The organism is Sporosarcina sp. P16b (assembly GCF_002743065.1).
In the GTDB taxonomy this organism is placed as follows: Bacteria; Bacillota; Bacilli; order Bacillales_A; family Planococcaceae; genus Sporosarcina.
Window position 1 is genome coordinate 18,141 of sequence record NZ_PDYO01000005.1, and the last position, 24,564, is coordinate 42,704.

Below are 24,564 nucleotides of genomic sequence, written 5' to 3' on the forward strand. Positions count from 1 at the left end.
CATTATTGCTCTTCAGCAAGTTGATATTTTACAATTCCATCTACAATCGCTGCGGCTACTTTTTTCTGGTACGATTTATTTGCCAACAACTTTCTTTCTTCCGGATTGGACAGGAAGCCTGTTTCTACTAATACAGCCGGAACCGGCACTTTCTTCAACAAGTAGACTCCTGTGATTTTCATCGCTTCCCGTTCGGTATTTTTCAACTGATCACGCAGTTCAAATTGGATGGAAGTCGCTAGTTGCTTACCATCAGGATGGCCGCCCGGATGATAAAACACTTGCGCCCCTCTCCAACGTTCTTCTGGAATTGCGTTAACGTGTACGCTGATAAACATGTCCGGCTTCGATTCTACTGCCATGCTTTCACGTAGTTTCAAGTCTGCAAACTTTCTGCTTCTCAACGAAGTGAACGACTCGGAGGGTGCATGTTCCGCAACTGCATCGCCGCTTTTCTCCCTAGTCATTTCAACAGTTGCTCCTTTTTTCTTCAATAGTTTACTTACTTCATGAGAAATGTTTAACGTAATATCTTTTTCAATGAGTTCACCTGCCGAAGCACCTCCGTCTTCCCCACCATGTCCAGGATCAATGAGAATGCTTACCCCACCGAGTTCTGAGGGCAGAAAAAAGCCACGATCGGATGCTTTGACGCCGTATAACACTCCACCTAATGAGAAAATGATTAGCATCACTGCCACAAGCCACTTTTTCATACAGACACCGCCTTTTTCTTTCACTATACGCTTGGTCTTTTCAGGTTATGTCTATCTAGTACATGACGGGAAGTTTAGAGTTGATAATTGATTGGATTAACCTAAGCTACGAATTGGTATCTACGAGGGCAAAGGCATCGTTACACTAAGCTTAGGAAGATTCACAGCACTTCAATCCGATCTAGCCGATACCCACTTTCCTTATGCTTCTTTCCCTACATTAGAACTGTGAGATCTGTTAGCGAATGACGTTTTTTGGAAATACAAGCAAAGCGATAAGCGTGTGTATACCATGGAGTTAGCAAACACTACTCCGTACAGATGAAAGTGCGCACAAAAAAGCTGTCGTAAGAAGTTTTTCACTTCTTACGACAGCTTTGGATTCGTATATTATTTTGTTTGACCTTCCCACGCTAGCATGCCGCCTACCATGTTTGTTACATCAAAGCCTTCGTCAGCCATAAGCTCTTGCGCACGACCGCTTCTGCCGCCTGAACGGCATACGAGAATGTAAGATATTTCAGCATTCAAGTTATGCATTTCGACTGGCAGATTACCGAGGGCGATGTGTTCTGCGCCTGGAATCATACCTTCCGCTACCTCGTCATCCTCGCGTACATCGATGATATTCAATTCTTTACCACTTTCTAGTTGCTCTTGTACTTCTTTTGCAGTTAATTCTTTTAAAGTCATGAGTGATATCCTCCCAAGCGTTTAATGTACCCTTATTCTATCTTGCTAGGTTGACCATTGTCTATTTAAATGAACTAATTAGTATTGCTGTAATTCTTTCGTAGTATGTCCACGGTTTTCCCATAATCTAGTCGTATCCGCTACTGCGACAATCGCAGGGATATAGCGCTCGGATTCTTTAATAGGCAGCACCAGACGGGATATAAATGAGGACAGTTCCATCATGAAGTCACCGCCACTTACTTGCAAATTATATACTAATTCTGAGACTTCTGCGTCTACATCCAATTGATCACTGAAATCCTCTTCTAACATATTTTTCACCAGTAATTGCTCGGGCGTTTCTTGTACATACTCCTCGTCAATGAAACACAATAATTCTTCTCTTCCAGGTATATAATACGGCTTTCTAGCTGCGTTTTGTCTTAGGTTGTCCTTCTCGGCTTCTTCGCTTGTCGCTTCAGCTACAAATTCGTTTGATTGAATATAGACGAAGCTCTCCTCTAGTTTATCTTTCACTCGCTTAGTTTGCAAAAATCTTTCCACTTCATCCAATGGAATCTTCTCTTCATTTTGATCATTGTAAATCTCCACTACTTTTTCAATAGGCACAATCCCATATAGATTTGTGCACGCCACAATATACTTCATTACCATTTCTTTATTCAATATACACACGCCTTTCGCTGATCTGGATACATTCCCTATGTACTCTTTCTGTATTGTATCAAAACTATTACCTATTGTTCTGCCTGAGAACATTTTGATCATCCTTGAAGGTTTCATAATATACTATACCAACTAGAAAATTCAGGAGGAATAGTATGGGTGCTATAAATGGCAACGAGTTTGTGCGTAGAATAAATGAGCAGGCCGCGGAGATTTGGCTAGATGGACAGCAATTAAAAGGACCTATTTCTAAACATCCAGCCTTTAGAGGGCTTATTGAAACAAAGGCTTCTCTGTATGATTTACAATTATCACCTTCACATAAGGCTCTCATGACATACGCCTCACCAGTCACAAACGAGCCAATTGGACTTTCTTACTTACAACCGAAAACTAAAATGGATTTGCAGAAACGAAGAGTTATGATAGAAGAATGGGCAAGACTTTCCTGTGGCTTACTTGGTAGAAGTCCAGATTACCTCAATACGGTGATCATGAGCTTTGCCTCTTCTTCCCCTCACTTGCTCGGCAAAGAAAACTGTTTTCCAGAACATATTCAAGCGCTGTATGAACGTGCGCGAGAAGAAGATCTATCTTTTACTCACACCTTTATTACACCGCAGGTCAATCGATCACAAAATGCCTTTAATACGTCAGATGAACCGATCTCCGCAAAGATTGTAGGCAAGACATCTGCAGGGCTCATCATTAAAGGAGCAAAGCTACTAGCCACACAGGGCGGCGTGACGGATGAAGTGTTGGTGTTCAGCACGCCTTCATTTCTTGGGGATCCTGATGAAGCTTTCGCCTTTTCCATTCCTTCCAGTACAGAAGGTTTACGTTTTCTTTGCAGGGAATCATTTGTAGGCGGGAATTCTACGTTTAATTACCCACTGAGTTCACGGTTTGAAGAGATGGATGCTATAGTTGTTTTCGATAATGTTCTCGTCCCGTGGAAGCGTGTATTCTTTCATCACAATAAGGAAGTAGCTTCAGAATTTTTCTCAATGAGTTCATTTCATCCATTTGCTACCCATCAAGTCATCACGAGACAGATCGTCAAGACGGAGTTCATGTTAAATTTGGCAGAGCAACTCGTCCAAACGATTAATATAGCGGAATATCTCCACATTCAAGAGAAATTGTCTGAAATAATTATAGGGCTCGAAACGATGAAAGCCTTGCGAGATAAATCCGAAGCCGATGCATTACCCGATCAATGGGGTTATATGTGTCCAAGTGCGATACCACTTCAAATAGCTAGCAATATTTTCCCCAAAGTCTATCCGCGTTTTAGTGAAATCATTCAGCTAATTGGAGCAAGTGGGATGGTTGCGCTACCTACCGATAAGGATTTCCATTCGGCTATTCAACCTGATCTCACAAAGTACCTACAAGGTGCTACGAAAACCGCGTTTGAACGTGTACAACTATTTCGGTTGGCTTGGGATTTGACGATGAGTTCGTTCGGCACAAGACAAACGCAATATGAACGGTATTTCTTCGGTGATCCAGTTCGCTTATCAGGACATCTATACCGATCCTATCCAAAAGACGCAGGACAAGAAATGATACACCGGTTACTCTCAGATTAAATGAAAAGTCAGTAATTTGCCGAAATTATGTCAGCTCATCGTATTTGCCAGATGCTACACTTTGTATATGGAATTGATGATTATGGTGCTATCTGTAAATAGAATAGAGCTATTTCAAGAAGCAGTCCAGTTTATTCACAGTTGTTATGATGAACTAGGACTTTCACGAGAAGAACAAATCAACATTGGTGACTCTACATCCATTGAAATGACTAAGTTATGTGAAAGCCTTGGTTGGCAAGGAGCCAAAACACCTTTTGATGTATTACCGCTTGTCATTCAAGAGTATGGGAAATCTCCGCGGCTTTTTGAATTGCCAAAGTCGTTAGTAAAAGAGGTACCTATCAGTCATCCCGAAATCAAAGGAATTTCTGAGTTGCATACAAAATGGTATGCTGTTCCGATCATTTCCAATACGCGTCTTGATATCGGTGGAATTGAATATCCTATGGCACCATTTAACGGCTGGTATATGGGTACGGAAATTGGAGCGCGTAATCTTGCAGATGCGGACCGTTATAATCTTTTGCCGTCTGTCGCCAAACTGATGGGCCTTAACACGAAATCCAATCGATCTCTTTGGATAGACAAAGCACTTGTAGAGTTGAATATAGCCGTTCTACATTCCTACCAGCAAGAAGGCGTCACACTTGTTGATCATCATACCGCAGCTAAACAATTCAAATCGTTCGAAAAGAAAGAGCAAAGTGCAGGAAGAAAAGTGACAGGTAACTGGGTATGGCTCATTCCACCACTATCACCCGCCGCTACCTATGTCTATCACAAACGGTTTGCCAATGACATTATAACTCCCAATTTCTTTTATCAAAGAGATCCCGAATAAACCAACGCCCCTGCACCATGTTATATGGTCTAGGGGCATTGGCTTATTGAACAGGTATTTCTTGAAAATCGATGCGAATAAATTTACCTGTTTCAGCTGAATAGGTGACAGTCACTATTAAACCGAATTCCCGTTCTTCCTCTTTTAACCAAAGCTGAAATTTCTCCACGCCCGTAACTTTTTTTGAGTCGGTTGCGATATGCAAATAATCCTTGATATCTGCATGAGGATATTTGAGCATCGTTTGTTTGATCGCAAGCCTTGACCATTTGGCGTATGCCGGTACTTCCACTTTACTAAGTGCAGCAGCTGACTCATCACTAGTACCCGACCCACTTGTCAATAAAACTCCAAGTGCCAAACCTATTTTTGCAAAGATGGCGCACACCTCCTTTAGGAATAGCATGCGCTGTTTATATCCATTCAATTCTAAATGAAAAACATCCAACTTAAATAGTCGGACGTTTCTTATATATTAATTTGTAATCATCTGTCCTTCATGCATACCAGGCCACATTTGCTTCGTGTAGGCCATGTCCCAGAACATATACTCATATCGAGTCATATTAAGGAAGATCTCCTCTAACCTCACTAATTCTGATTCAGGCTTGCCTTCTGCAGTTTCGTCCATTAATTCTAAGCACCAAGTAGCCAACTCGCCAAAGTCTTCCGATGAATACATGCGAATCCAGTCACCATACAATGGATGTTCCAGCGCACCAGGCAATTCCGAAAGCTCTTTGCCGATCTCCCAGTAGCTCCACGCACACGGCAATAATGCAGCGACAACTTCCGCTAGAGAGCCGTTTTGACTTACATGTAGCATATAGTGCGTGTACGCTAGGACAATTGGAGACGGCTGAGCATTCTCGAGCTCTTCCTCGGTAATGCCAAAGCGTGCTGCATATTGACGGTGAAGTTCCATTTCGGTGTGTAGTGTACCGTTAAGCAATGCAGCAAATTTACCCATCGTCTCTACATCCGTAGCCTTCATTGTGCCCACAGCAAACACTTTCGCGTAGTCAATTAAATACAAATAGTCTTGCACCATATAAAAACGAAACTTCTCCTGATCCAACAGACCATTTCCAATCTCTTGGACAAACGGGTGACTATGATTCTGTCTCCAAATCGGTAATGTCTTCTCTAATAAACGTTCTGTAAACTTCATGTATACTCTCTCCTTTTTCGTGATAAATGAAAAAGCCACTTCTTGACAAGAAGTGGCGGAGAGACATCACAGAGCACAGAAATCAGCTAAGTAACATCTACACCACTTCCTTACGCCGGTATGAACCGGATCAAGTTAAAGGGTTAAAGCATATGCTTCTCTCAGCTCCAGAGAGCACCCCTAGCGGTAACAACTATTTCATTTGTATATTCATTGTAGTCTTAACTTGTCAGAAAGGTCAAACGAATTGAGATTGCACGTAGCCTACATACAACACAGCGATTGGCAGAAGACCTTATGTTGGTCTCACTCAATCGAATACGTTTATTCGGCAGATTTCACGCAGTGTCAATTTGTTATTCTAGATGTTCTTTTAGCTTTTTCTCAACATCTTCTTCTATTTTTTTTACGCGCTCTTCTTCTAATTTACGTCGTGGTTTAGGATGATACCATTCAATTTTGCCATTAATGAATGTACCTTTAAATTCTTCGCCTTGAATCTTCAATTTAAATGACTGAAGTGGTCGAGTTTGACTTCCGCTATTCGATTGTTCGATCTCAATATCATCCGCTTCACTTCGAATCCCTTGCTCTGATAGAAGTTCCAAAACTTTATCCTCTATGGCAATTATTTCTTCTTCGCCAACATCATGTTTGGGATGTGGATTAAGCCATTGAATTTTACCGTCATGATAGTCACCTTTATACTTACGACCTTCTAAGATGAGCTTAAACTGAATTCGCTCGTACTGCCTGTCTTCAAAAACTTTTTCTGCTTCAAAGTCATCTACCACAGGGAACACCTCCAAAAATAGTATAAAGCCTCTTTTTATAAAATGGCTCATCTTACGTTATCCATAACTACTAATTCAAGCCTTCTAGCCTGAAGTTTAATTACCCATCATTCCTGCTCACGTATAAAATCCTTTAAAAAAATTTAAACTCTAATATAACTTAGCAATAGGTTGTTGTCAAATCCATTAATATTCTACTATGCTTTATATCATTCGAATATATGGTCCAAACACCGTAAGTCGTAGCGAACTTACTCCCCGTACACTCTATTACATCTTCACTCACTACCAGGCAGAAGATTAACTTCACACATGTGTAACAACCTTATTGCAGCCTTTAATAATTACCGTGAGTGTTGAACCAATACACGCAAAGACTGCTATACATTCTATTGACTTGACGGACATGGTTAATCCTACGAATGACACACCACGTATGTATAATAATACCCTAATTTTTGTGTTTCAATCATTTGAACAGTGACAAAGTTGTTTGAACAAACTGCAGAATATATACGGAATAATTTAGCCTTCTTTATTACTTTCCATGCATATTAATTTCTGCAGTACTAGCATAACGGACAGAAAATGCCCAACAACTCATTGAATTGTCGGGCATTTTCTAGTACTTCCTTAAAAAACTTGGTTTCATTTGATCCCATTCTTCGCTAATTACGTGGTGGCAGACTGAAATAATTCGCTCTATGACTTGTGTATAGTTTGCCAAGATGCGTATAGTGAAGCCAGGAACGGCAAGCTTAGACAATCCGAATGCAAATTCTCCAGCCTCTTGTTGAAGAGTTTCATATAATCGATCCAATAGAGCATCATTCGTTTTTTCTCCCACGACAATTAAGGAACCCAAATGTGTGTATCCTTCCATAAAGCCTAACTCATTCATATTTTGTGACGCTGGATGAAGTTTTATATGGTCAAAGACAACAAGTTGACCTTCCATATAAATCTCGGTTTTCAAACGGAGCATGTCATAGCTGAATTTTTCTCCTTCCGGCGACCAGCCCGGAGTCAAAATTTCGGCATACAGCAAAGTTGCTCCTTTTTCCATGTATATACTATTTTTTTGATAGCAACTGGCATCTTTGTATGCAATAAGTGCATCCGGTAAGTACTCTAGATAACTATCCTTTTTCATACGAATGACTGTTTCTTGATATACTTGCTCGGTCGGTGTTCTATATACTTTCGTCGCTGACTGGGTCGTCAACGTCAGCATCGCTCGTTCACCAAGCGTGACTTTCATTTGATACCGATCTCCATCTAAATAGCCACCGCCAGGATTCAATAAATAATAGCATGGATAACTATTTTTATTGAAATAAACGGGACGCATCACTTTAAATGCACCTTGAAAGTAAACGCTTTTCGCCACGGAGCGTCCTTGTCGGTTTTCCATGACAAGGTCAAGAACACCTGTCCATTCAGACATCTTGTCCTAGTCCTTTTAACAAAGCGTGTTTTCTGACCCATTCAACCACTTCATCTAGTCCTTGATCATCTTTTAAATTGGTGAAAAAGAAAGGTTTATTTCCTCTAAATACTTTTGTGTCGGACTCCATTACTTCAAGACTCGCCCCAACGTATGGTGCCAAATCTGTTTTATTAATAATAAACAAATCAGATTTAATCATTCCTTGTCCACCTTTGCGCGGGATTTTTTCACCTTGCGCTACGTCAATTATATATATGGAAAAGTCTACGAGTTCTGGACTGAAAGTAGCCGCTAGGTTATCACCGCCACTCTCTACAAAAATCAACTCGAGGTCGGAATGTTTTTCTTTCAATTCATTAATCGCAGCGAAATTCATCGAAGCATCTTCACGAATTGCCGTATGTGGACAGCCTCCTGTTTCCACGCCGACAATACGGTCTTCCGGAAGAATACCGTTCGCAACTAAAAATTTGGCATCTTCTTTCGTATATATATCATTGGTAATAACCGCCATACTCACTTCGCCATCTAACGCGCGTGTAATTTTTTCAACAAGCATGGTTTTTCCCGCACCAACTGGTCCACCGACACCTATTTTAATTGGTCCCATTCTAAGCACATCCTTATTATCAATTTCATTATATTCATTACGAACTAAAAATACGTATCCCGACACGTTCATGTTGCATTTGTGAAAGCTCAAGGCCTGGCGATACAACGCCAAACTCTTCTTCGTCTAATTCCATTATTTTGTCTGTCGTTTGCTGAAGTTGTTGTTGAAAAGTGTAAATGATTTTCTGTCCAGCAGTTTGTCCAAGCGGGATTGCCCGTACAGCATTTTGCACAAGACTAACAACCGTCGAGTATAAGTAATATAAAACCGTTGTATTCTTTTCTACTTGAAGATGATGTCCGATCATCGTAAAAACAATGGCTGGATGGCCAAAAGCTTGTTTATCACGAATTTTTTGGGCATAAGTAGTTAACACAGGTATTTTGTAAATGGCTTCTGCAATGTTTAACATTCTATCACCCATACGCTGTGTACCATCACGTGATTCGCGAGCAAGATTCTGTACAGTCAATATGCGGTCCAATTCCCAAACCTTATCCAGGTCATCGTTATCCAGTGCATCATATGAGAGTCTTACAGCCAAGCCGTCTGCATAAGCAAGCTGTTCATGCACATAGACATGTAACCACTCAGAAAATGTGTTAGCATCGGTGACCTTGTCTTTTTGAATATAGGTTTCTAATCCGAATGATTGACTAAAAGAGCCGATGGGAAAACTAGAATCGCATAGCTGTAACAAAGATAACGCATGATTAGTCATGACTATGCCCAATATGACGGAAAGCCTTTGCAACTTTTCGTTCTTCTCTCTTGAATGGAATCTCCATTTCTTTTAGCAAATCCTCAACTAAATAATCATATTGCACAAGCATATCCTCGTCTTCAAATTGCGCAGGCAAATGACGATTTCCAAGTTGATGGGCAATCGTTCCCATTTCAAGCATTGTCCGCGGGCTAATAATAATTAAATCATCAGAAAGGACATCAACCAAAATAATATTCTTATCATCCATAAACAGAATGTCTCCCGCTTCCAAATCACGCGGAGTTTTTAATCGAATTCCAATTTCACGTCCGTGATCGGTTTCTACGCGTTGTATTCTCTTCATTAAATGTGCACTTTCTAAGTACACTTTCTCTTTATGACGGCTTTCATACTCACTTGGATCTAAATCCCTGATATTCATCACGATTTCTTCTACAATCATTTTCTTCACCTCAGAATAGGAAATAGCGTTGTCCCATTGGCACCTCGTCAACTGGGTCACATGTTATAAGCTTTCCATCGATTTTCACTTCGTACGTTTGTGGATCTACATCAATATGTGGTGTAGCTGTATTTAATTTCATATCTTTTTTCGTAAGACTCCGTATGTTACGGACAGGGAGTACTACTTTTTCAAGTCCAAGCTTCTCTTTTATTCCTTGATCATATGCAATCTGTGAAACAAATGTAATGGAACTTTGCGGCAATGCCTTCCCGAGCGTTGCATACATCGGACGATAAATCATTGGTTGTGGTGTAGGAATCGTTGCATTCGGATCGCCCATTAAGCTAAATACCGCCATTCCACTTTTCAAAATCATCTCCGGTTTGACTCCAAAGAACTTCGGATCCCAGAGGACAAGATCAGCCATTTTACCAACCTCAATTGAACCGATATACTCAGATACCCCATGAGCAATAGCAGGATTAATCGTATATTTAGCAACATAGCGTTTTACCCGATTATTATCCGAATACTCACTATCACCTTCCATCACGCCAAGTTGCTTTTTCATTTTATGGGCTACTTGCCACGTACGAAGAGCAACTTCACCGATACGGCCCATCGCCTGAGAATCGGAGCTTGTCATACTAAAGACACCCAAGTCTTGTAATACATCCTCCGCTGCAATCGTTTCGTTGCGAATGCGTGAATCTGCGAATGCGATATCTTCTGGCACGGAAGGATTTAAGTTATGTGCAACCATTACCATATCCAAATGCTCATCAATCGTATTGATCGTATACGGCAAGGTTGGGTTGGTAGAAGCCGGCAACACATTCATCATACCAGCCGATTTAATCAAATCCGGAGCGTGTCCGCCTCCTGCACCTTCCGTATGATACATATGAATACCGCGACCATTAATCGCCTTGATCGTATCTTCAAAGAATCCCGATTCGTTTAACGTATCCGCGTGAAGTGCGACTTGTACATCATATTCATCGGCAATTCGTAATGCATGATCAAGAACGGACGGTGTCGCGCCCCAGTCTTCATGGACTTTCAAACCAATCGCACCGGCAATTATTTGTTCCGCCAAGGGAGCTCCCGCTGCCGCATGTCCTTTACCTGTTAAACCAATATTGATTGGTTGTCCATCTAAAGCCTTCAGCATGGAGTGAAGATGCCAGGCACCCGGTGTGGCTGTCGTAGCCCTAGAACCATCTCCTGGTCCAGCTCCACCGCCGATTAGTGTGGTTGTCCCCGCCGTCAGTGCAACATCGACTTGTGCCGGATTAATGAAATGCACATGCGTATCAATTGCGCCAGCCGTAATGATTTTACCTTCCCCCGAAATCACTTCAGTGGAAGCCCCTATAATAATGTCTACTTTATCCTGCACAAGCGGATTACCTGCTTTTCCGATACCCGAAATTTTACCGTCACGAATCGCTAGGTCGGCCTTATATATCCCCGTATAGTCAAGAACGACGACGTTCGTAATGACAGTATCAGGTACTCGTTCATCTTCTTCACGCGTAATAAGCGGATGTTGACCCATTCCATCACGAATGACTTTCCCACCGCCAAATACAACTTCTTCTCCATATTTCGTAAAATCTTTTTCAATTTGGATAAACAAATCGGTATCTGCTAATCGAACAGAGTCTCCTGTTGTCGGTCCGAACATTTGAGCATATTGCTCTCTATCCATGTTAAAACTCATTTCGTATTCCCGCCTTCCAATGGTCCGTCTACTTTATTATGAAATCCGTAAACTTCTCTTTCTCCAGCATAGTCAATTAGCTGCACTTCTTTTTCATCGCCCGGTTCAAAACGAACAGCAGCACCTGCAGGTATATTGAGACGTTTACCGTACGTTACTTCCCGATCAAATTTCAATGCAAGATTCACTTCATAAAAGTGGTAATGAGAGCCAATTTGGATAGGTCTATCGCCATGATTAATTACTTGTACATGTATACTTTCCGCGCCTTCATTACAAGTAATCGGTTCATCTTTTAAAATATATTCGCCTGGTATCATCGTTCCGTCCCCTTTCTTTCCATAAACAATTTATCTTATTGGATTATGCACTGTGACCAACTTCGTTCCATCCGGGAATGTCGCCTCTACTTGAATATCATCGATCATTTCTGGAATGCCATCCATTACATCTTCACGAGATAAAATCGTTGCACCATAAGACATGAGTTCTGCCACAGTTTTACCGTCTCTGGCACCTTCCATCACCTCATACGTAATGAGTGCCATGGCTTCTGGGTAGTTCAATTTAAGTCCTCGTTCTCTTCGTCTTCTAGCAACATCTGCAGCAACAACAATCATTAGTTTATCCATTTCACGCGGTAGTAATCGCATTGTTCAACCTCCTAAAATAATAGTATGTATTATATTCCATTAGTGCGCTTCTCTCATAATCCACTTTAATAGAAGGCTTTAAATATTCCGAGTATTTAACGAGCTATTAGTAGCTCACATGAATTTTCGGGGTAAACTTAAGCTATCTCTTTTAAATAAGGTCCTGTTCGAAGCAACAAGGCAAAGAAAAAGTCGGTATACCGACAGTATCCCCTTAAGTTAGTTAGCGTAAACGTTGCCACGCCTAAAGTTTTTGCTAGTAAATGACTAATGGGCAGTCATGGATGCAAGTTCGAACTATACGTGTAATGTAACAAAGTGTGTTATATAATGGTTTGATCGCAAGTTGATCCGATTGTGATTCATACATCCGGGGAGGATCGGTGAATCTCTTAGGTATTCGAAACAACTGGAATGGGGGGATTGTGTCCATTTACCTCATTTAAAAACAGTGGAAACGGCTGGGAGTTACTGCTACTAATTTATTGTACAGCTTTGTGGCGAAGAATCAAGTGTTCACGCTTACACAATGAGCTGGTAAAATATCTACTCACAGAAGTACTGCTAAAGCTATTTTATTGCAGATAAAATGCTTGGATCACCTCTCATCATACAATCATCTGGTATACAAAACTTCGCAAATTAGGTGTGATGCGAACATTTGTAAATTAGCAAATGATACTACTAGTGTCAGCGCTATTTACTGACCAGCCAGTAGTAACTGTTCATCCCCAAAATATAGCTAATGCTACACGCAAAAAAGCCCTTCTCATTAAATAATGAGAAAGACTTTTGAAAAAAATTATCGTTTTGAGAATTGTGGTGCACGACGCGCGCCGCGAAGACCGTATTTTTTACGTTCTTTCATACGTGGATCACGTGTTAGGAATCCTGCTGATTTAAGTGCTGCACGGAAATCAGGATCTACAGTAAGCAATGCACGAGCAACGCCGTGACGGATTGCGCCTGCTTGACCTGTGTAACCTCCACCGTGAACGTTAACGTGGATATCGTAGCTTCCAAGTGTTTCCGTTGTTACTAGTGGTTGTTTAATGATTTCACGAAGTGTTTCGAATGGTACGTAGTCCTCTACATCACGATTATTGACGACAATTTTACCTTCGCCAGGAATTAGACGTACACGAGCTACTGAACTTTTACGACGGCCAGTGCCGATATATTGTACTTGTGCCAAGTGGGTTTCCTCCTCTTAATTAACCGCGAAGCTCGAAAGCTTCTGGTTTTTGTGCGCTATGCTGATGCTCTGGACCAGCGTATACGTGTAATTTCTTGATTGTTTGACGACCTAGAGGACCGTTTGGAAGCATTCCTTTAATCGCTAGTTCAAGCATTTTTACAGGGTAGTTAGTACGCATCTCAAGTGCAGTACGTGACTTAAGACTACCTGTATAACCAGAGTGACGGTGGTATAATTTATCTTTCAATTTATTACCTGTCAAATGGATTTTTTCAGCGTTGATGATAATGACGTGATCGCCTGTATCAACATGTGGTGTAAACGTTGGTTTGTGTTTACCGCGTAAAAGAGTTGCAACTTCTGAAGCAAGACGACCAAGCGTTTGTCCTTCAGCGTCGACAACTAGCCATTTACGTTCGACTTCGTGACCTTTAGCCATGAATGTTGTGCGCATATTGTATTTCCTCCTAAAATATCGAATCTGTTCCCTTGTTTTCTCTATCCCTAAACACAAATAAACTTCCGGGGCTTGTTTGTGGGGTTATTGAAATACCATTTATCATGTTATACTTTATTGTCAATAAAGTCAAGCGTTTTTATGAAAACGCCAGGATTAGTTGCCATGAGCTCAATAGGTCACTTCCATTAAGTACAAACCGTGTGCTGCCGCTGTCTTCCCTGCCCTTTGACGATCTTTCGCCTCAAGAATCTTCTGGACATCTTCCGGCTCGTCCCAACCAATACCAACAGCCAGCAAAGCACCGGCAATCGTACGAACCATATTGTATAGAAATCCATCACCTTCCACTTCAAGAATCAGTTCCTCCTGATGTCGCTCAAGTGTTAGTTTTCGGATTGTGCGGACTTTATTCAAGGTAGCGGTCTTCGCTGAACAGAAACTTGTGAAATCATGTGTACCGATTAAATAGGCAGCACCTGCATTCATTCGTTCCACGTCCGGATTCCATCTACCTAAATGGACTGCAAAATTACGCTCAAATGGACTTTGCAATTCTCCATATGACCATTTATATCGATACGTTTTACCTTTTGCACTGTAACGCGCATGAAATTCTTTAGACACCTGTTCAATCGCAGTTATGCGTACGTCCTTAGGTAGTAGCACATTCAATGCCATCAGCCAGCGATCACCTAAATCCAGAGGTGTATCAAAATGGATCACCTGACCTAGCGCATGAACGCCAGCATCAGTTCGTCCGCTTGCTACCGCGTGTGATGTCGAATCTTTATGCAATTTCACAAGCGCCTTATCAATCTCTGCTTGAACTGTCCGCATGCCTGGCTGGGATTGATAGCCAGCAAAATCCGTGCCATCATACGAAACAGTCGCTTTCATTCGTTTCAATCTATTCACTTCCTCACCCATAGCAATACACCTACCAATAGCACAAAAGCGATCAAGACAACAGTATCCCTCATTTGCCAAGACAGCTGTCGGAACCTTGTGCGACCTTCTCCGCCACGGTAGCCACGCACTTCCATTGCAATCGCCAAATCTTCCGCGCGCTTAAATGCACTAACAAATAGCGGGACAAGCAAAGGAATGACTGCCTGTATCCGTTCTTTGATGGAACCGGTACTTAAATCAGAACCTCTTGCTAGTTGTGCCTTTAATATTTTATCTGTTTCGTCCATTAAAGTTGGAATGAAACGTAGAGAAATGGACATCATGAGTGCTAATTCGTGTACGGGTAATTTCAGCTTTTTAAAAGGATTAAGTAGTGTTTCCAACCCATCCGTAATCGAGATCGGTGAAGTGGTTAGCGTCAATACTGTCGTAATCAACACAAGCACCAAAAATCGGATGGATATGAATATACCCATTCGCAATCCTTCTTCATAAACTTTAATAAACTTCCATTCAAATAGAAGGGGGCCTTCACGTGTAAAGAAAATATGTAATAGAAGTGTAAAAATAATCAAAAAGATGACCGGTTTTAATCCATTGATCAAAAAATAAGGTCTGATTCTGGCAAGCGCAATGACAAACGCTGTGAAACCAAGCAAAATGGCATAAGATACTACGTTGTTGGCCAAGAACACCGCTATTACAAACAGAAAGACAAAAAGTAATTTGGAACGGGGATCCATACGATGCACAATGGAAGTACCTGGAATAAAACGACCGATAATCATTTTTTCTAACATGGTCGCTCCTCTTTTCTCGCGACAGCTTTTGCTAATTCTTGTGCCAAAACGTCTTCCGTAAGTGCAATATGATCAAAACGTCGTCCACTCATCTTTTCTATCTCACGCTGAAAACGCACGGACCGTGGGACGCTGAGTCGATATGAATGAAGTTCCTCTTCTTGACTATATATTTCTTCAGGCGTTCCTTCCATCACGGCTGTTCCCTCATGCATCACCAGAATCCGATCACTGTAGCGTGCAGCGTCTTCCATACTATGGGTGACAAGGATAGTCGTTAGATTCTCTGTCTTATGCAAATGATGGAACAACTCCATGATCTCTTTACGTCCTTTAGGATCCAACCCCGCTGTTGGCTCGTCAAGTACCAAGACAGATGGTTTGAATGCGAGGATACCTGCAATCGCAACACGCCGCATTTGCCCTCCTGATAGCTCAAAAGGTGACTTCTGCAACACGTCTTCAGGAAGACCTAAAAGCTTCACTAGTTCATGTGCACGAGCCCTCGCTACCTCTTTCGGCACTCCAAAATTGATAGGGCCGAACATAATATCTTTTTCAACTGTTTCCTCAAATAACTGATGTTCAGGAAACTGAAACACAATTCCTACGTGCTGTCGAACTTCCTTCATCTGCTTACCTTTAGTCTGGGCAGTAATTACCGTGTCACCTATTTTGACAATACCCTCAGACGGCTTTAGCAATCCATTCAAATGAAGCAATAAGGTCGATTTCCCTGATCCTGTATGCCCAATGATGGAAGTATAAGAACCTGAAGGAATCGTAGCTGTCACGTCCTGCAGGGCACGTTTCTCAAACGGTGAATCTTTAGCGTATAAGTAGCCTACTTGCTGAAGTGATATGTCCACAATTCATTCACCAACTCTTCTTCTGTCATATGATTGCCGACCAGCTCTACGCCAGCTATTCTCAATAACTCAGAAACACGTAAAGCAAACGGCAGATCGAGCCCAACCTTTTCAAGTTCAGTACCTTGTTGAAAGATTTCTTGCGGTGAACCTACCATCAATACTTGTCCTTCATTCATTACCAATATACGATCTGCCAATAATACCTCTTCCAAGTCATGCGTAATAGATAACACAGTCAATCCGATTTCAGAGCGTAACCTCTTAACGATCTCGATTACTTCTTCACGTCCCTGGGGATCCAACATGGAAGTAGCTTCATCTAGTATAAGAAGTTCGGGATGCAAAGCTAATGCACCTGCAATCGCCACACGCTGCTTCTGCCCCCCCGAAAGATGATGTGGTTCATGGTTGATGTAATCTTTCATTTTCACCTGCTCCAGAGCCTCATGGACACGTTTTACCATCATGTCGTGTGGTACGCCATTGTTTTCGAGTGCAAATGCCACATCATCCTGCACAGTCGAACCGACAAACTGATTATCAGGGTTCTGAAAGACTATACCCATACGCGAACGAGTTTCCCAAAGATTCTCTTCAGATAGTCGTTTCGAAAAGAGATGTACTTCACCTGACGAAGGAAACATCAAGCCAATCAATAGCTTGGCTAACGTCGATTTACCAGAACCGTTATGTCCTACAACTGCCAGCCATTCTCCTTCGTACAAAGTGAAAGATACATCATGTAATGCTTTAGTTGACATACGCGAAGATTCCTCTTCTTCCATGTCGTAAGAAAAGTCAACATGGTGCATCGACGCTATTTCCTTCATCTGGACTCCCCCTCTTAGGTGTTGTTATGAATCAATATAGTTTTTATGTAATGAATTATTCTTATGTATAAAAAAAAAGCGCGTACCTCATCTAAGGAATGCGCCTTTGAAAACGAAAATGCCGGGTGCTCATGCCGACATCTCAGATGAGGTACGTAGAGCTAGACCAGTCGATTACTCGCGGATCATAACACTCAGCTTTTATGTCGTATAAATCTCGTACTTGTAATAAAAGGGTGTGCTGTGCGTGACAGACACACCCTCGAAGTGTTGGAATTACACCAGTTCGATAATAACTACTGGTGCGCCATCGCCACGGCGAGGTCCCATTTTCATTATACGTGTATAACCGCCTTGGCGATCTGCATAACGTGGTGCTACTGTATCAAAAAGCTTTTGAAGTGCAAACACTGTTGCTTCTTCGCCTTCTGCGTTTTCAACAGCTACCTTTTCACGACGAATATATTCAGCCGCTTGACGACGCGCGTGAAGATCTCCACGTTTTCCAAGAGTGATCATCTTTTCAACTACTTTACGTAATTCTTTCGCACGTGTTTCAGTTGTTTGGATGCGCTCATGAATAATAAGATCTGTCGTTAAGTCGCGAAGCATTGCTTTACGTTGTGAACTTGTGCGTCCAAGTTTTCTGTATCCCATTTGAAGTTACCCTCCTTCAATATATGTCAGTTATTCTTCAGAGCGTAACTCAAGGTTTAGCTCATCCAATTTAGCCTTCACTTCTTCAAGTGATTTACGGCCTAAGTTACGCACTTTCATCATTTCGTCTTCGGACTTGTTAGCAAGTTCTAAAACTGTATTGATGCCTGCACGCTTCAAGCAGTTATAAGATCGGACAGAAAGATCAAGTTCTTCAATCGTCATTTCCAGAACCTTTTCTTTTTGGTCTTCTTCTTTTTCTACCATGATTTCTGCAGTTTGTGCTTCGTCAGTCATACCAACGAATATATTTAAATGCTCTGTTAGAATTTTAGCTCCAAGTGATACTGCCTCTTTAGGACCTATGCTTCCATCTGTCCATACATCGAGTGTCAACTTATCAAAGTTGGTACTTTGTCCGACGCGAGTGTTTTCAACTTGGAAGTTAACGCGTGATACAGGAGTGTAAATCGAGTCAATTGGAATCACACCAATCGCTAGATCCTCACGTTTGTTTTGATCGGAAGGAACATATCCGCGTCCACGTACAGCATACATACGCATACGTAAATGTCCATTTTTACCGAGAGTAGCAATCGGGAGATCTGGATTTAATACTTCGACATCACTATCATGTGTGATGTCTGCAGCCGTCACGACGCCTTCACCTTTCACATCGATCTCAATAACTTTCTCATCATCTGAGTAAATTTTGAGTGCTAGTTTCTTCACATTCAAAATAACTGTAGATACGTCTTCGACGACACCTTCAATTGTAGCGAATTCATGAAGTACACCATCGATTTGAATAGATGTCACAGCAGCTCCTGGTAATGAAGACAAGAGAATGCGGCGCAAGGAATTCCCTAGGGTATTTCCATATCCACGCTCTAAAGGTTCGATAATAAACTTACCGAACTGTGAATCTTCACCGATCGTTACTGTTTCAATCTTTGGTTTCTCAATCTCGATCATTTATTTACCCTCCTAAAAACGTCTCTATATTGGTTTAACCTTATTGAATTCACTGATAATAGATAGTCTATTTCAACAGTATTAACAAAAAATGTCTTTCTTAATCCAATAGATTCAAACCGATTATACGCGACGACGTTTTGGCGGGCGACAACCATTGTGCGGAACCGGAGTTACGTCTCTGATTGCAGTAACTTCAAGACCTGCAGCCTGTAGTGAACGGATAGCCGCTTCACGACCAGCACCTGGCCCTTTAACTGTTACTTCCAATGATTTCAAACCATGTTCCATTGCTGTTTTTGCTGCAGTTTCAGCAGCCATTTGTGCAGCAAACGGAGTAGATTTACGGGAACCTCTAAAGCCAAGTGCACCAGCGCTAGACCATGAAAGTGCATTACCGTGGCTATCCGTGATAGTTACGATAGTGTTATTGAACGTTGAACGGATATGTGCAATACCAGTCTCAATATTCTTTTTTACACGACGTTTACGAGTTTGTTGTTTACGTGCCATGTTGGAAAGAACCCTCCTTTACCTATTATTTTTTCTTGTTAGCCATTGTGCGTTTAGGACCCTTACGCGTACGTGCATTGTTTTTCGTGTTTTGTCCACGAACAGGCAATCCACGACGGTGACGGATTCCACGGTTACTACCGATTTCCATCAAACGCTTGATATTTAGAGAAGTTTCACGACGAAGATCTCCTTCTACTTTCAAGCCGTCAATTTGTTCACGAATCTTATCCAGCTCAGCGTCAGTTAAATCACGAACGCGAGTCTCTTGTGAAACGTCAGCTGCAGTTAAAATTGATTGTGCAGTTGTTTTACCAATACCGAATATATATGTCAATGAAATGACAACGCGCTTATCGCGCGGAACGTCTACACCAGCAATACGTGCCATATAAGTTGTGCACCTCCTTGTGTTTTAGCCTTGTCTTTGTTTGTGCTTTGGATTTTCACAGATTACCATTACTCGGCCGCGTCTACGAATAACTTTACATTTTTCGCAGATCGGTTTTACAGATGGTCTTACTTTCATCCTACCCAACCTCCTTCAATATTTCGGGAGTGCAAAAGTTTATTTGAAACGGTATGTGATACGACCACGTGTTAAATCGTAAGGTGAAAGTTCCAATGTCACCTTGTCGCCTGGCAGAATACGAATAAAGTGCATACGAATTTTACCTGACACGTGTGCAAGCACAGTATGTCCGTTTTCTAACTCCACTTTAAACATCGCATTCGGCAACGTTTCAAGAACAGTTCCTTCTACCTCAATTACGTCGTCCTTCGCCATCAATCCTGTCTCCCTTCTATATCCAATAAAGGCTTTCACCATCGAGCGGCATCAGTTGCCTTCAAAAGGCTTCCTTCAACATATGTCCAGTTAGCATGAGTGATGTTCGAAAGACGTCTGCCACATTTCGCTGTTTCGCATAAATTGCGAATGAGATCCTTTATTGCCCTCGTTGCAGTGCCAAATATATATTATACTGCCATTGACAATAGAATGCATGTCGGAACTACCAAGGAATTAATGATAAACTCTCATTTATCTTATAACAGGAACTTAAAGCTTTTGCAGATCGTTTTCATCCATTACTTTCCGAACCATGATGAAAATGTGCCCGAAAAGGATTGATTACTTATTACGTTGTTGCAAAATTGCATCCAAGTCCTTGAATACAAGATTAATGTCCTGTTGGCCATTAATTTTAGTCAGTACACCTTTTTCGCCATAAAAGTCGAGTAAAGGAGCTGTCTGATTCATATTTACTTCCAGACGATTCATGACAGTATCCGGATTGTCATCTGCACGCTGGTAAAGTTCGCCGCCATCTTTATCACACACATCTTCTACCTTTGGTGGGTTGAAGATCAAGTGATACGATGTGCCACACACTTTACAAATCCGACGACCAGATAATCTTGCGACTAATTCTTCCGTATCGACTTCGATATCCAATACGTACTCAATGCTTTTTCCTAGGTCCTTAAGTAAAGCATCTAGTGCTTCAGCTTGAGGTACTGTTCTAGGGAAACCATCTAGCAAGAATCCATTGTCACAATCCGTTTTGCTTAACCGCTCACGCACGATACCAATGGTAACTTCATCAGGAACTAATGCGCCTTGATCCATGAACGATTTTGCTTTAACTCCAAGTTCCGTGCCATCTTTGATGGCAGCACGGAACATATCGCCTGTAGAAATATGAGGGATTCCGTACTTCTCGACAATTTTGTCTGCTTGTGTACCTTTACCAGCACCAGGCAGACCCATTAATACGATATTCATACGTCCTTGCCCTCCATTTGTTTACAATAGGTCAGGCTATTGCTCTTTATTTCATAAAGCCTCTGTAATGTCTCTTCACTAATTGTGATTCTAATTGCTTCATTGATTCGAGGGCGACCCCTACTACGATGAGCAAGCTCGTTCCACCGATTTGAGCGGATTGAGGTAAATTCGCCAAGTTAATGAAGAAGATTGGCATAACCGCTACGACGGCCAAGAAAATTGAGCCGACGAACGTCAGTCTATACAGAGTACTTGTTAAGTACTTTTGAGTGTTTGCTCCTGGGCGTATTCCCGGAATATATGCACCTTGCTTTTTCAGATTGTCTGCCATATTTTCTGGATTCACTTGAATGAATGCGTAGAAATATGTAAACGCAATAATAAGTGTTACATACAAAATCATACCGATCGGATTCGTATAATCGAAGATCCGAATAATAGTTTTAGTTACACTGTTTTCACCGAAAAACGGAGCAATTTGTTGTGGCGTAATGAAGAATGCCACCGCAAAGATTACCGGGATAACTCCTGCAGCATTCAATTTCAAAGGTAAGTGTGTTTGTTGACTTGCAACAGACTGATTACGTCCTGAGACACGCTTCGCATATTGAATCGGAATTTTCCGCAATGCTTCTTGGAAGTAAATAACCCCGACTACAATAGCTACGATCACAATCAATAATAAGACCATCGTTGCAATTCGAATAAATAGTGCATCTCCAGCGTCTTGAATTTGCGTTACATACAACTGGTTAACAGCATTTGGAATGCCGGCAACAATCCCTGCAAAGATAATGATGGAAATACCATTCCCAACACCTTTTGCAGTAATTTGTTCACCAAGCCATAGTAGGAAAGCTGTACCGGCAGTCAATACAATTGCAATTGTGATATAAGTGGATATGCTGTTGTCTTGAATCAGTGTACCGCCAAATGTTTGGTTAAAACCAAATGACATGGCAAGTGCTTGAATAAAGGCAAGAACAATCGTGAAATATCTTGTGAATTGTGCAAGTTTTCGTCTTCCGACGTCCCCTTGTTTTGACCACTCAGTAAACTTCGGAACAACATCCATCTGCAAGAGTTGTACAATGATGGACGCCGTGATATACGGCATAATCCCCATTGCAAAGATCGAGAAGTTGGATAATGCTCCTCCACCGAATGTGTTCAAGAATCCGATAAACTGGTTATCTGATTGTTGTAAAGCAGTTGCATCAACGTTTGGAACCGGAACAAATGTCCCTAGTCTAAAAACGATGAGCACTAGGAGGGTGAAAATTATTTTAGACCGGATCTCCTTCACACGCATGAAATTAGAGATTGTCTGAAACATTATACCACCTCTGTTTGCCCGCCTGCTTTTTCAATTGCTTCTTTTGCAGAAGCGGAGAATTTGTTAGCACGTACTGTAATCTTCTTATCAAGTGTTCCGTTACCCAGAATCTTGATACCAGATTTAGCGTTGCTTACAACACCAGTTTCAATTAGCAATTCCGGCGTTACTTCCGTGCCTTCTTCGAAACGATTTAATGTATCGAGGTTAACGATGGCATAATCTTTACGATTGATGTTCGTGAACCCGCGCTTAGGAAGTCGTTGGAAAAGAGGAATTTGTCCACCTTCGAAACCAAGACGTACACCGCCGCCTGAACGAGCGTTTTGACCGTCATGACCTCTACCAGAAGTCTTACCTGTTCCAGATCCAATCCCACGACCAACACGTTTGCGGTTTTTACGAGATCCTTCAGCTGGTTTTAGCTCATGTAATTTCATCTTATCGGCACCTCCTTATTGTAAAATAGTACTTAAATTTCTTTAACGGTTACCAAGTGGCTAACTTTTGTAAGCATACCACGGATGGCATCGTTGTTTTGATGCTCAACTGTTTGATTTAACTTTCGAAGGCCTAGTGCTTCAATTGTTTTACGCTGTGTTGGCTTTGAACCAATAACACTTTTCGTAAGGGTGACTTCAAGTTTGTTCGTCATTGTATTTCCCCCCTTAACCTAACAGTTCTTCTACGGATTTACCACGCAATTTGGCAATGTCTTCTGCGCGTTTCAAATTCTGCAACCCTTCGATTGTTGCACGTACCATGTTGATCGGTGTGCTTGAACCAAGAGATTTAGAAAGAATATCCGTGATGCCTGCAAGTTCAAGTACCGCACGGACAGGTCCACCTGCGATAACACCAGTACCCGGAGCAGCTGGTTTGATGAGGATTTGTCCTGCACCAAAGCGTCCGATTACTTCATGTGGAGTTGTACCTTTGACCATTGGCACTACAATCAAGTTTTTCTTCGCATCTTCAATTGCTTTACGGATTGCATCTGGAACTTCTTGTGCTTTACCAGTACCAAAACCGACACGACCGTTTTTATCACCAACTACGACAAGTGCAGTGAAGCGGAAACGACGTCCACCTTTTACAACTTTCGCAACGCGGTTGATCGTTACTACGCGTTCTTCAAACTCACTTTTGTTCTGATCATTACGACGCATGAAATATGTCCCTCCCTCTTAATTAAAATTCCAGACCATTTTCGCGTGCAGCGTCAGCTAATGCTTTTACACGGCCATGGAAAAGATATCCGCCGCGGTCAAAAACAACCGCCTTAACGTCTTTTTCAACAGCTTTCTTTGCAATAAGCTCGCCAACTTTAGCTGCAGATTCAGTGTTGCCAGTAGAACCAGCCTCAACATCGTTATCTCTTGTAGAAGCGCTAACGATTGTTACACCATTCAAGTCATCAATCAATTGTGCATAGATGTGCTTGTTTGAACGGTAAACGTTTAGACGTGGACGCTCTGCAGTTCCGCTGATTTTCGTACGCACACGTGCGTGACGCTTTTTACGGACAGCGTTTTTATCTTGTTTCGTGATCATCGGAGTCACTCCTTCCAAATACCTCAGGCGGTATTATTTACCTGTTTTACCTTCTTTACGACGAACGATTTCGCCTTCATAACGGATACCTTTACCTTTATACGGCTCTGGTGGACGTACTTGACGGATGTTAGAAGCAAGAGCACCTACGTGTTCTTTGTTGTATCCGCGAACAATTATCTTCGTGTTCGCTGGAACTTCAACTTCTACACCTTCTTCTGGCGTGAATTCAACTGGGTGTGAGTAACCTACGTTCAATACAAGTTTTTTCCCTTGCATAGAAGCACGATATCCAACCCCAACCAATTCAAGTGTGCGTTCAAATCCTGTAGATACTCCCACTACCATGTTATTAAGTACAGAGCGTGTAGTACCGTGAATTGAACGGTGGGCTTTTGATTCAGAAGGACGAGTAAATGTAATTACGTTGCCTTCGTGATTGATCGTGATTTCTTTATCTAATTGTCTCGAAAGTTCACCTTTCGGACCTTTAACAGTAGCGAAGTTTTCCTCTGAAATTGTTACAGTAACGTTTTCAGGGACTTCGATCTGACGATTACCAATACGGGACATTC

33 protein-coding genes, 1 pseudogene and 1 riboswitch are annotated in these 24,564 nt (G+C 41.7%); of the genes and pseudogenes, 2 read left to right on the forward strand and 32 right to left on the reverse strand.

Annotation, left to right across the window (positions count from 1 at the left end; all coding sequences use genetic code 11):
- Nucleotides 1–2: 2 nt before the first annotated feature.
- The 3 genes from CSV77_RS07845 to CSV77_RS07855 all read right to left on the reverse strand — a co-directional run bounded on the left by CSV77_RS07845 (nt 3) and on the right by CSV77_RS07855 (nt 2,171).
- The gene (locus CSV77_RS07845) at nt 3–716 is read right to left on the reverse strand and encodes an N-acetylmuramoyl-L-alanine amidase (protein ID WP_099672981.1); all 714 of its coding nucleotides are present in this window, start codon (nt 714–716) and stop codon (nt 3–5) included.
- Between the two features lie 390 nt (nt 717–1,106).
- Entirely contained in the window at nt 1,107–1,409 is a 303-nt protein-coding gene (locus CSV77_RS07850; protein WP_099672982.1) for a rhodanese-like domain-containing protein, read from the reverse strand.
- A 78-nt stretch (nt 1,410–1,487) separates the two neighbouring features.
- Nucleotides 1,488–2,171, reverse strand: a complete 684-nt coding sequence (locus CSV77_RS07855; RefSeq protein ID WP_099672983.1) for a hypothetical protein — start codon at nt 2,169–2,171, stop codon at nt 1,488–1,490.
- 62 nt (nt 2,172–2,233) lie between these two features.
- Here CSV77_RS07855 and hpaB point away from each other — a divergent pair, with 62 nt between their 5' ends.
- Together hpaB and CSV77_RS07865 are read left to right on the forward strand one after the other, a co-directional pair.
- Entirely contained in the window at nt 2,234–3,673 is a 1,440-nt protein-coding gene (gene hpaB / locus CSV77_RS07860; protein ID WP_099672984.1) for a 4-hydroxyphenylacetate 3-monooxygenase, oxygenase component, read from the forward strand.
- A 172-nt stretch (nt 3,674–3,845) separates the two neighbouring features.
- A pseudogene (locus CSV77_RS07865) lies at nt 3,846–4,517 on the forward strand (nitric oxide synthase oxygenase); the annotation flags it as partial.
- Between the two features lie 43 nt (nt 4,518–4,560).
- On the opposite strand, the gene CSV77_RS07870 reads toward CSV77_RS07865, so the two are convergent.
- From CSV77_RS07870 to rplF, 29 genes are all read right to left on the reverse strand, one after another.
- Nucleotides 4,561–4,944, reverse strand: coding sequence for a DUF3889 domain-containing protein (locus tag CSV77_RS07870; protein ID WP_233212194.1), 384 nt, complete (start codon nt 4,942–4,944; stop codon nt 4,561–4,563).
- Between the two features lie 48 nt (nt 4,945–4,992).
- The gene (tenA, locus tag CSV77_RS07875; protein WP_099672986.1) at nt 4,993–5,688 is read right to left on the reverse strand and encodes a thiaminase II; all 696 of its coding nucleotides are present in this window, start codon (nt 5,686–5,688) and stop codon (nt 4,993–4,995) included.
- A gap of 90 nt (nt 5,689–5,778) precedes the next feature.
- A riboswitch (TPP riboswitch) is annotated at nt 5,779–5,880 on the reverse strand.
- A 164-nt stretch (nt 5,881–6,044) separates the two neighbouring features.
- Nucleotides 6,045–6,482 (reverse strand): YheE family protein, encoded by a 438-nt coding sequence (locus tag CSV77_RS07880; protein ID WP_233212195.1) that lies wholly within the window; start codon nt 6,480–6,482, stop codon nt 6,045–6,047.
- Nucleotides 6,483–7,104: 622 nt separating this feature from the next.
- Nucleotides 7,105–7,929, reverse strand: coding sequence for an urease accessory protein UreD (locus tag CSV77_RS07885; protein WP_099672988.1), 825 nt, complete (start codon nt 7,927–7,929; stop codon nt 7,105–7,107).
- Nucleotides 7,922–8,542 carry an urease accessory protein UreG gene (gene ureG / locus CSV77_RS07890; protein WP_099672989.1) on the reverse strand — a complete coding sequence of 207 codons (621 nt, stop codon included), beginning with the start codon at nt 8,540–8,542 and terminating at the stop codon, nt 7,922–7,924. The genes CSV77_RS07885 and ureG overlap by 8 nt, the downstream gene beginning before the upstream one ends.
- 37 nt (nt 8,543–8,579) lie before the next feature.
- The gene (locus CSV77_RS07895; protein WP_099630599.1) at nt 8,580–9,266 is read right to left on the reverse strand and encodes an urease accessory protein UreF; all 687 of its coding nucleotides are present in this window, start codon (nt 9,264–9,266) and stop codon (nt 8,580–8,582) included.
- On the reverse strand, nt 9,259–9,714 hold the full coding sequence (gene ureE / locus CSV77_RS07900) for an urease accessory protein UreE (RefSeq protein WP_099672990.1): 456 nt from the start codon (nt 9,712–9,714) through the stop codon (nt 9,259–9,261). Before ureE ends, CSV77_RS07895 begins: the two co-directional genes overlap by 8 nt.
- A 10-nt stretch (nt 9,715–9,724) precedes the next feature.
- Nucleotides 9,725–11,443, reverse strand: a complete 1,719-nt coding sequence (ureC, locus tag CSV77_RS07905) for an urease subunit alpha (protein WP_099672991.1) — start codon at nt 11,441–11,443, stop codon at nt 9,725–9,727.
- A complete protein-coding gene (locus CSV77_RS07910) occupies nt 11,440–11,763 on the reverse strand; it encodes an urease subunit beta (protein ID WP_099630552.1) in 324 nt (107 codons plus the stop codon). The genes ureC and CSV77_RS07910 overlap by 4 nt, the downstream gene beginning before the upstream one ends.
- Before the next feature lie 30 nt (nt 11,764–11,793).
- Nucleotides 11,794–12,096 (reverse strand): urease subunit gamma, encoded by a 303-nt coding sequence (locus tag CSV77_RS07915; RefSeq protein WP_099630551.1) that lies wholly within the window; start codon nt 12,094–12,096, stop codon nt 11,794–11,796.
- An 802-nt stretch (nt 12,097–12,898) separates the two neighbouring features.
- Nucleotides 12,899–13,291 (reverse strand): 30S ribosomal protein S9, encoded by a 393-nt coding sequence (gene rpsI, locus CSV77_RS07920; protein WP_029053248.1) that lies wholly within the window; start codon nt 13,289–13,291, stop codon nt 12,899–12,901.
- Nucleotides 13,292–13,310: 19 nt separating this feature from the next.
- Nucleotides 13,311–13,748: a 50S ribosomal protein L13 gene (rplM, locus tag CSV77_RS07925; RefSeq protein ID WP_099630550.1), complete on the reverse strand. Its 438-nt coding sequence runs from the start codon at nt 13,746–13,748 to the stop codon at nt 13,311–13,313.
- Nucleotides 13,749–13,922: 174 nt separating this feature from the next.
- Nucleotides 13,923–14,660, reverse strand: coding sequence for a tRNA pseudouridine(38-40) synthase TruA (truA, locus tag CSV77_RS07930; RefSeq protein ID WP_099630598.1), 738 nt, complete (start codon nt 14,658–14,660; stop codon nt 13,923–13,925).
- 5 nt (nt 14,661–14,665) lie between these two features.
- On the reverse strand, nt 14,666–15,463 hold the full coding sequence (locus CSV77_RS07935) for an energy-coupling factor transporter transmembrane component T family protein (RefSeq protein WP_099672992.1): 798 nt from the start codon (nt 15,461–15,463) through the stop codon (nt 14,666–14,668).
- Nucleotides 15,457–16,332 (reverse strand): energy-coupling factor ABC transporter ATP-binding protein, encoded by an 876-nt coding sequence (locus tag CSV77_RS07940; protein WP_099672993.1) that lies wholly within the window; start codon nt 16,330–16,332, stop codon nt 15,457–15,459. Before CSV77_RS07940 ends, CSV77_RS07935 begins: the two co-directional genes overlap by 7 nt.
- A complete protein-coding gene (locus CSV77_RS07945; protein ID WP_099672994.1) occupies nt 16,308–17,165 on the reverse strand; it encodes an energy-coupling factor ABC transporter ATP-binding protein in 858 nt (285 codons plus the stop codon). The genes CSV77_RS07940 and CSV77_RS07945 overlap by 25 nt, the downstream gene beginning before the upstream one ends.
- 276 nt (nt 17,166–17,441) lie before the next feature.
- Entirely contained in the window at nt 17,442–17,822 is a 381-nt protein-coding gene (gene rplQ / locus CSV77_RS07950) for a 50S ribosomal protein L17 (protein WP_099630546.1), read from the reverse strand.
- A gap of 30 nt (nt 17,823–17,852) precedes the next feature.
- Entirely contained in the window at nt 17,853–18,797 is a 945-nt protein-coding gene (locus CSV77_RS07955) for a DNA-directed RNA polymerase subunit alpha (RefSeq protein ID WP_029053255.1), read from the reverse strand.
- Nucleotides 18,798–18,920: 123 nt separating this feature from the next.
- Complete coding sequence (gene rpsK / locus CSV77_RS07960; protein ID WP_009499031.1) at nt 18,921–19,310, reverse strand: 30S ribosomal protein S11; 390 nt, start codon at nt 19,308–19,310, stop codon at nt 18,921–18,923.
- Nucleotides 19,311–19,335: 25 nt separating this feature from the next.
- A complete protein-coding gene (gene rpsM, locus CSV77_RS07965; RefSeq protein ID WP_085132003.1) occupies nt 19,336–19,701 on the reverse strand; it encodes a 30S ribosomal protein S13 in 366 nt (121 codons plus the stop codon).
- A 24-nt stretch (nt 19,702–19,725) separates the two neighbouring features.
- Nucleotides 19,726–19,839 carry a 50S ribosomal protein L36 gene (gene rpmJ / locus CSV77_RS07970; protein WP_076758849.1) on the reverse strand — a complete coding sequence of 38 codons (114 nt, stop codon included), beginning with the start codon at nt 19,837–19,839 and terminating at the stop codon, nt 19,726–19,728.
- A 39-nt stretch (nt 19,840–19,878) separates the two neighbouring features.
- Nucleotides 19,879–20,097, reverse strand: coding sequence for a translation initiation factor IF-1 (infA, locus tag CSV77_RS07975; RefSeq protein ID WP_029053257.1), 219 nt, complete (start codon nt 20,095–20,097; stop codon nt 19,879–19,881).
- A 345-nt stretch (nt 20,098–20,442) separates the two neighbouring features.
- Complete coding sequence (locus CSV77_RS07980) at nt 20,443–21,096, reverse strand: adenylate kinase (protein WP_099630545.1); 654 nt, start codon at nt 21,094–21,096, stop codon at nt 20,443–20,445.
- Between the two features lie 46 nt (nt 21,097–21,142).
- On the reverse strand, nt 21,143–22,435 hold the full coding sequence (secY, locus tag CSV77_RS07985) for a preprotein translocase subunit SecY (RefSeq protein WP_099630544.1): 1,293 nt from the start codon (nt 22,433–22,435) through the stop codon (nt 21,143–21,145).
- Complete coding sequence (rplO, locus tag CSV77_RS07990) at nt 22,435–22,875, reverse strand: 50S ribosomal protein L15 (protein WP_029053260.1); 441 nt, start codon at nt 22,873–22,875, stop codon at nt 22,435–22,437. Before rplO ends, secY begins: the two co-directional genes overlap by 1 nt.
- A 32-nt stretch (nt 22,876–22,907) precedes the next feature.
- Entirely contained in the window at nt 22,908–23,090 is a 183-nt protein-coding gene (rpmD, locus tag CSV77_RS07995) for a 50S ribosomal protein L30 (protein ID WP_099635777.1), read from the reverse strand.
- A gap of 13 nt (nt 23,091–23,103) precedes the next feature.
- Nucleotides 23,104–23,604, reverse strand: coding sequence for a 30S ribosomal protein S5 (gene rpsE / locus CSV77_RS08000; protein WP_083034251.1), 501 nt, complete (start codon nt 23,602–23,604; stop codon nt 23,104–23,106).
- A 22-nt stretch (nt 23,605–23,626) separates the two neighbouring features.
- Nucleotides 23,627–23,989, reverse strand: a complete 363-nt coding sequence (gene rplR / locus CSV77_RS08005; protein WP_029053263.1) for a 50S ribosomal protein L18 — start codon at nt 23,987–23,989, stop codon at nt 23,627–23,629.
- 33 nt (nt 23,990–24,022) lie between these two features.
- Complete coding sequence (gene rplF, locus CSV77_RS08010) at nt 24,023–24,562, reverse strand: 50S ribosomal protein L6 (protein ID WP_099630542.1); 540 nt, start codon at nt 24,560–24,562, stop codon at nt 24,023–24,025.
- Nucleotides 24,563–24,564 lie beyond the last annotated feature (2 nt).

Excerpts from the sequence above, each read along its gene's own strand:
- CSV77_RS07845 (WP_099672981.1), bottom strand. The coding sequence starts at position 716 with ATGAAAAAGTGGCTTGTGGCAGTGATGCTAATCATTTTCTCATTAGGT.
- CSV77_RS07850 (WP_099672982.1), bottom strand. The coding sequence starts at position 1,409 with ATGACTTTAAAAGAATTAACTGCAAAAGAAGTACAAGAGCAACTAGAA.
- CSV77_RS07855 (WP_099672983.1), bottom strand. The coding sequence starts at position 2,171 with ATGTTCTCAGGCAGAACAATAGGTAATAGTTTTGATACAATACAGAAA.
- hpaB (WP_099672984.1), top strand. The coding sequence starts at position 2,234 with ATGGGTGCTATAAATGGCAACGAGTTTGTGCGTAGAATAAATGAGCAG.
- tenA (WP_099672986.1), bottom strand. The coding sequence starts at position 5,688 with ATGAAGTTTACAGAACGTTTATTAGAGAAGACATTACCGATTTGGAGA.
- CSV77_RS07885 (WP_099672988.1), bottom strand. The coding sequence starts at position 7,929 with ATGTCTGAATGGACAGGTGTTCTTGACCTTGTCATGGAAAACCGACAA.
- ureG (WP_099672989.1), bottom strand. The coding sequence starts at position 8,542 with ATGGGACCAATTAAAATAGGTGTCGGTGGACCAGTTGGTGCGGGAAAA.
- CSV77_RS07895 (WP_099630599.1), bottom strand. The coding sequence starts at position 9,266 with ATGACTAATCATGCGTTATCTTTGTTACAGCTATGCGATTCTAGTTTT.
- ureE (WP_099672990.1), bottom strand. The coding sequence starts at position 9,714 with ATGATTGTAGAAGAAATCGTGATGAATATCAGGGATTTAGATCCAAGT.
- ureC (WP_099672991.1), bottom strand. The coding sequence starts at position 11,443 with ATGAGTTTTAACATGGATAGAGAGCAATATGCTCAAATGTTCGGACCG.
- CSV77_RS07910 (WP_099630552.1), bottom strand. The coding sequence starts at position 11,763 with ATGATACCAGGCGAATATATTTTAAAAGATGAACCGATTACTTGTAAT.
- CSV77_RS07915 (WP_099630551.1), bottom strand. The coding sequence starts at position 12,096 with ATGCGATTACTACCGCGTGAAATGGATAAACTAATGATTGTTGTTGCT.
- rplM (WP_099630550.1), bottom strand. The coding sequence starts at position 13,748 with ATGCGCACAACATTCATGGCTAAAGGTCACGAAGTCGAACGTAAATGG.
- CSV77_RS07935 (WP_099672992.1), bottom strand. The coding sequence starts at position 15,463 with ATGTTAGAAAAAATGATTATCGGTCGTTTTATTCCAGGTACTTCCATT.
- CSV77_RS07945 (WP_099672994.1), bottom strand. The coding sequence starts at position 17,165 with ATGAAGGAAATAGCGTCGATGCACCATGTTGACTTTTCTTACGACATG.
- rplQ (WP_099630546.1), bottom strand. The coding sequence starts at position 17,822 with ATGGGATACAGAAAACTTGGACGCACAAGTTCACAACGTAAAGCAATG.
- CSV77_RS07955 (WP_029053255.1), bottom strand. The coding sequence starts at position 18,797 with ATGATCGAGATTGAGAAACCAAAGATTGAAACAGTAACGATCGGTGAA.
- rpsK (WP_009499031.1), bottom strand. The coding sequence starts at position 19,310 with ATGGCACGTAAACAACAAACTCGTAAACGTCGTGTAAAAAAGAATATT.
- rpsM (WP_085132003.1), bottom strand. The coding sequence starts at position 19,701 with ATGGCACGTATTGCTGGTGTAGACGTTCCGCGCGATAAGCGCGTTGTC.
- rpmJ (WP_076758849.1), bottom strand. The coding sequence starts at position 19,839 with ATGAAAGTAAGACCATCTGTAAAACCGATCTGCGAAAAATGTAAAGTT.
- infA (WP_029053257.1), bottom strand. The coding sequence starts at position 20,097 with ATGGCGAAGGACGACGTAATTGAGGTAGAAGGAACTGTTCTTGAAACG.
- CSV77_RS07980 (WP_099630545.1), bottom strand. The coding sequence starts at position 21,096 with ATGAATATCGTATTAATGGGTCTGCCTGGTGCTGGTAAAGGTACACAA.
- secY (WP_099630544.1), bottom strand. The coding sequence starts at position 22,435 with ATGTTTCAGACAATCTCTAATTTCATGCGTGTGAAGGAGATCCGGTCT.
- rplO (WP_029053260.1), bottom strand. The coding sequence starts at position 22,875 with ATGAAATTACATGAGCTAAAACCAGCTGAAGGATCTCGTAAAAACCGC.
- rpmD (WP_099635777.1), bottom strand. The coding sequence starts at position 23,090 with ATGACGAACAAACTTGAAGTCACCCTTACGAAAAGTGTTATTGGTTCA.
- rpsE (WP_083034251.1), bottom strand. The coding sequence starts at position 23,604 with ATGCGTCGTAATGATCAGAACAAAAGTGAGTTTGAAGAACGCGTAGTA.
- rplR (WP_029053263.1), bottom strand. The coding sequence starts at position 23,989 with ATGATCACGAAACAAGATAAAAACGCTGTCCGTAAAAAGCGTCACGCA.
- rplF (WP_099630542.1), bottom strand. The coding sequence starts at position 24,562 with ATGTCCCGTATTGGTAATCGTCAGATCGAAGTCCCTGAAAACGTTACT.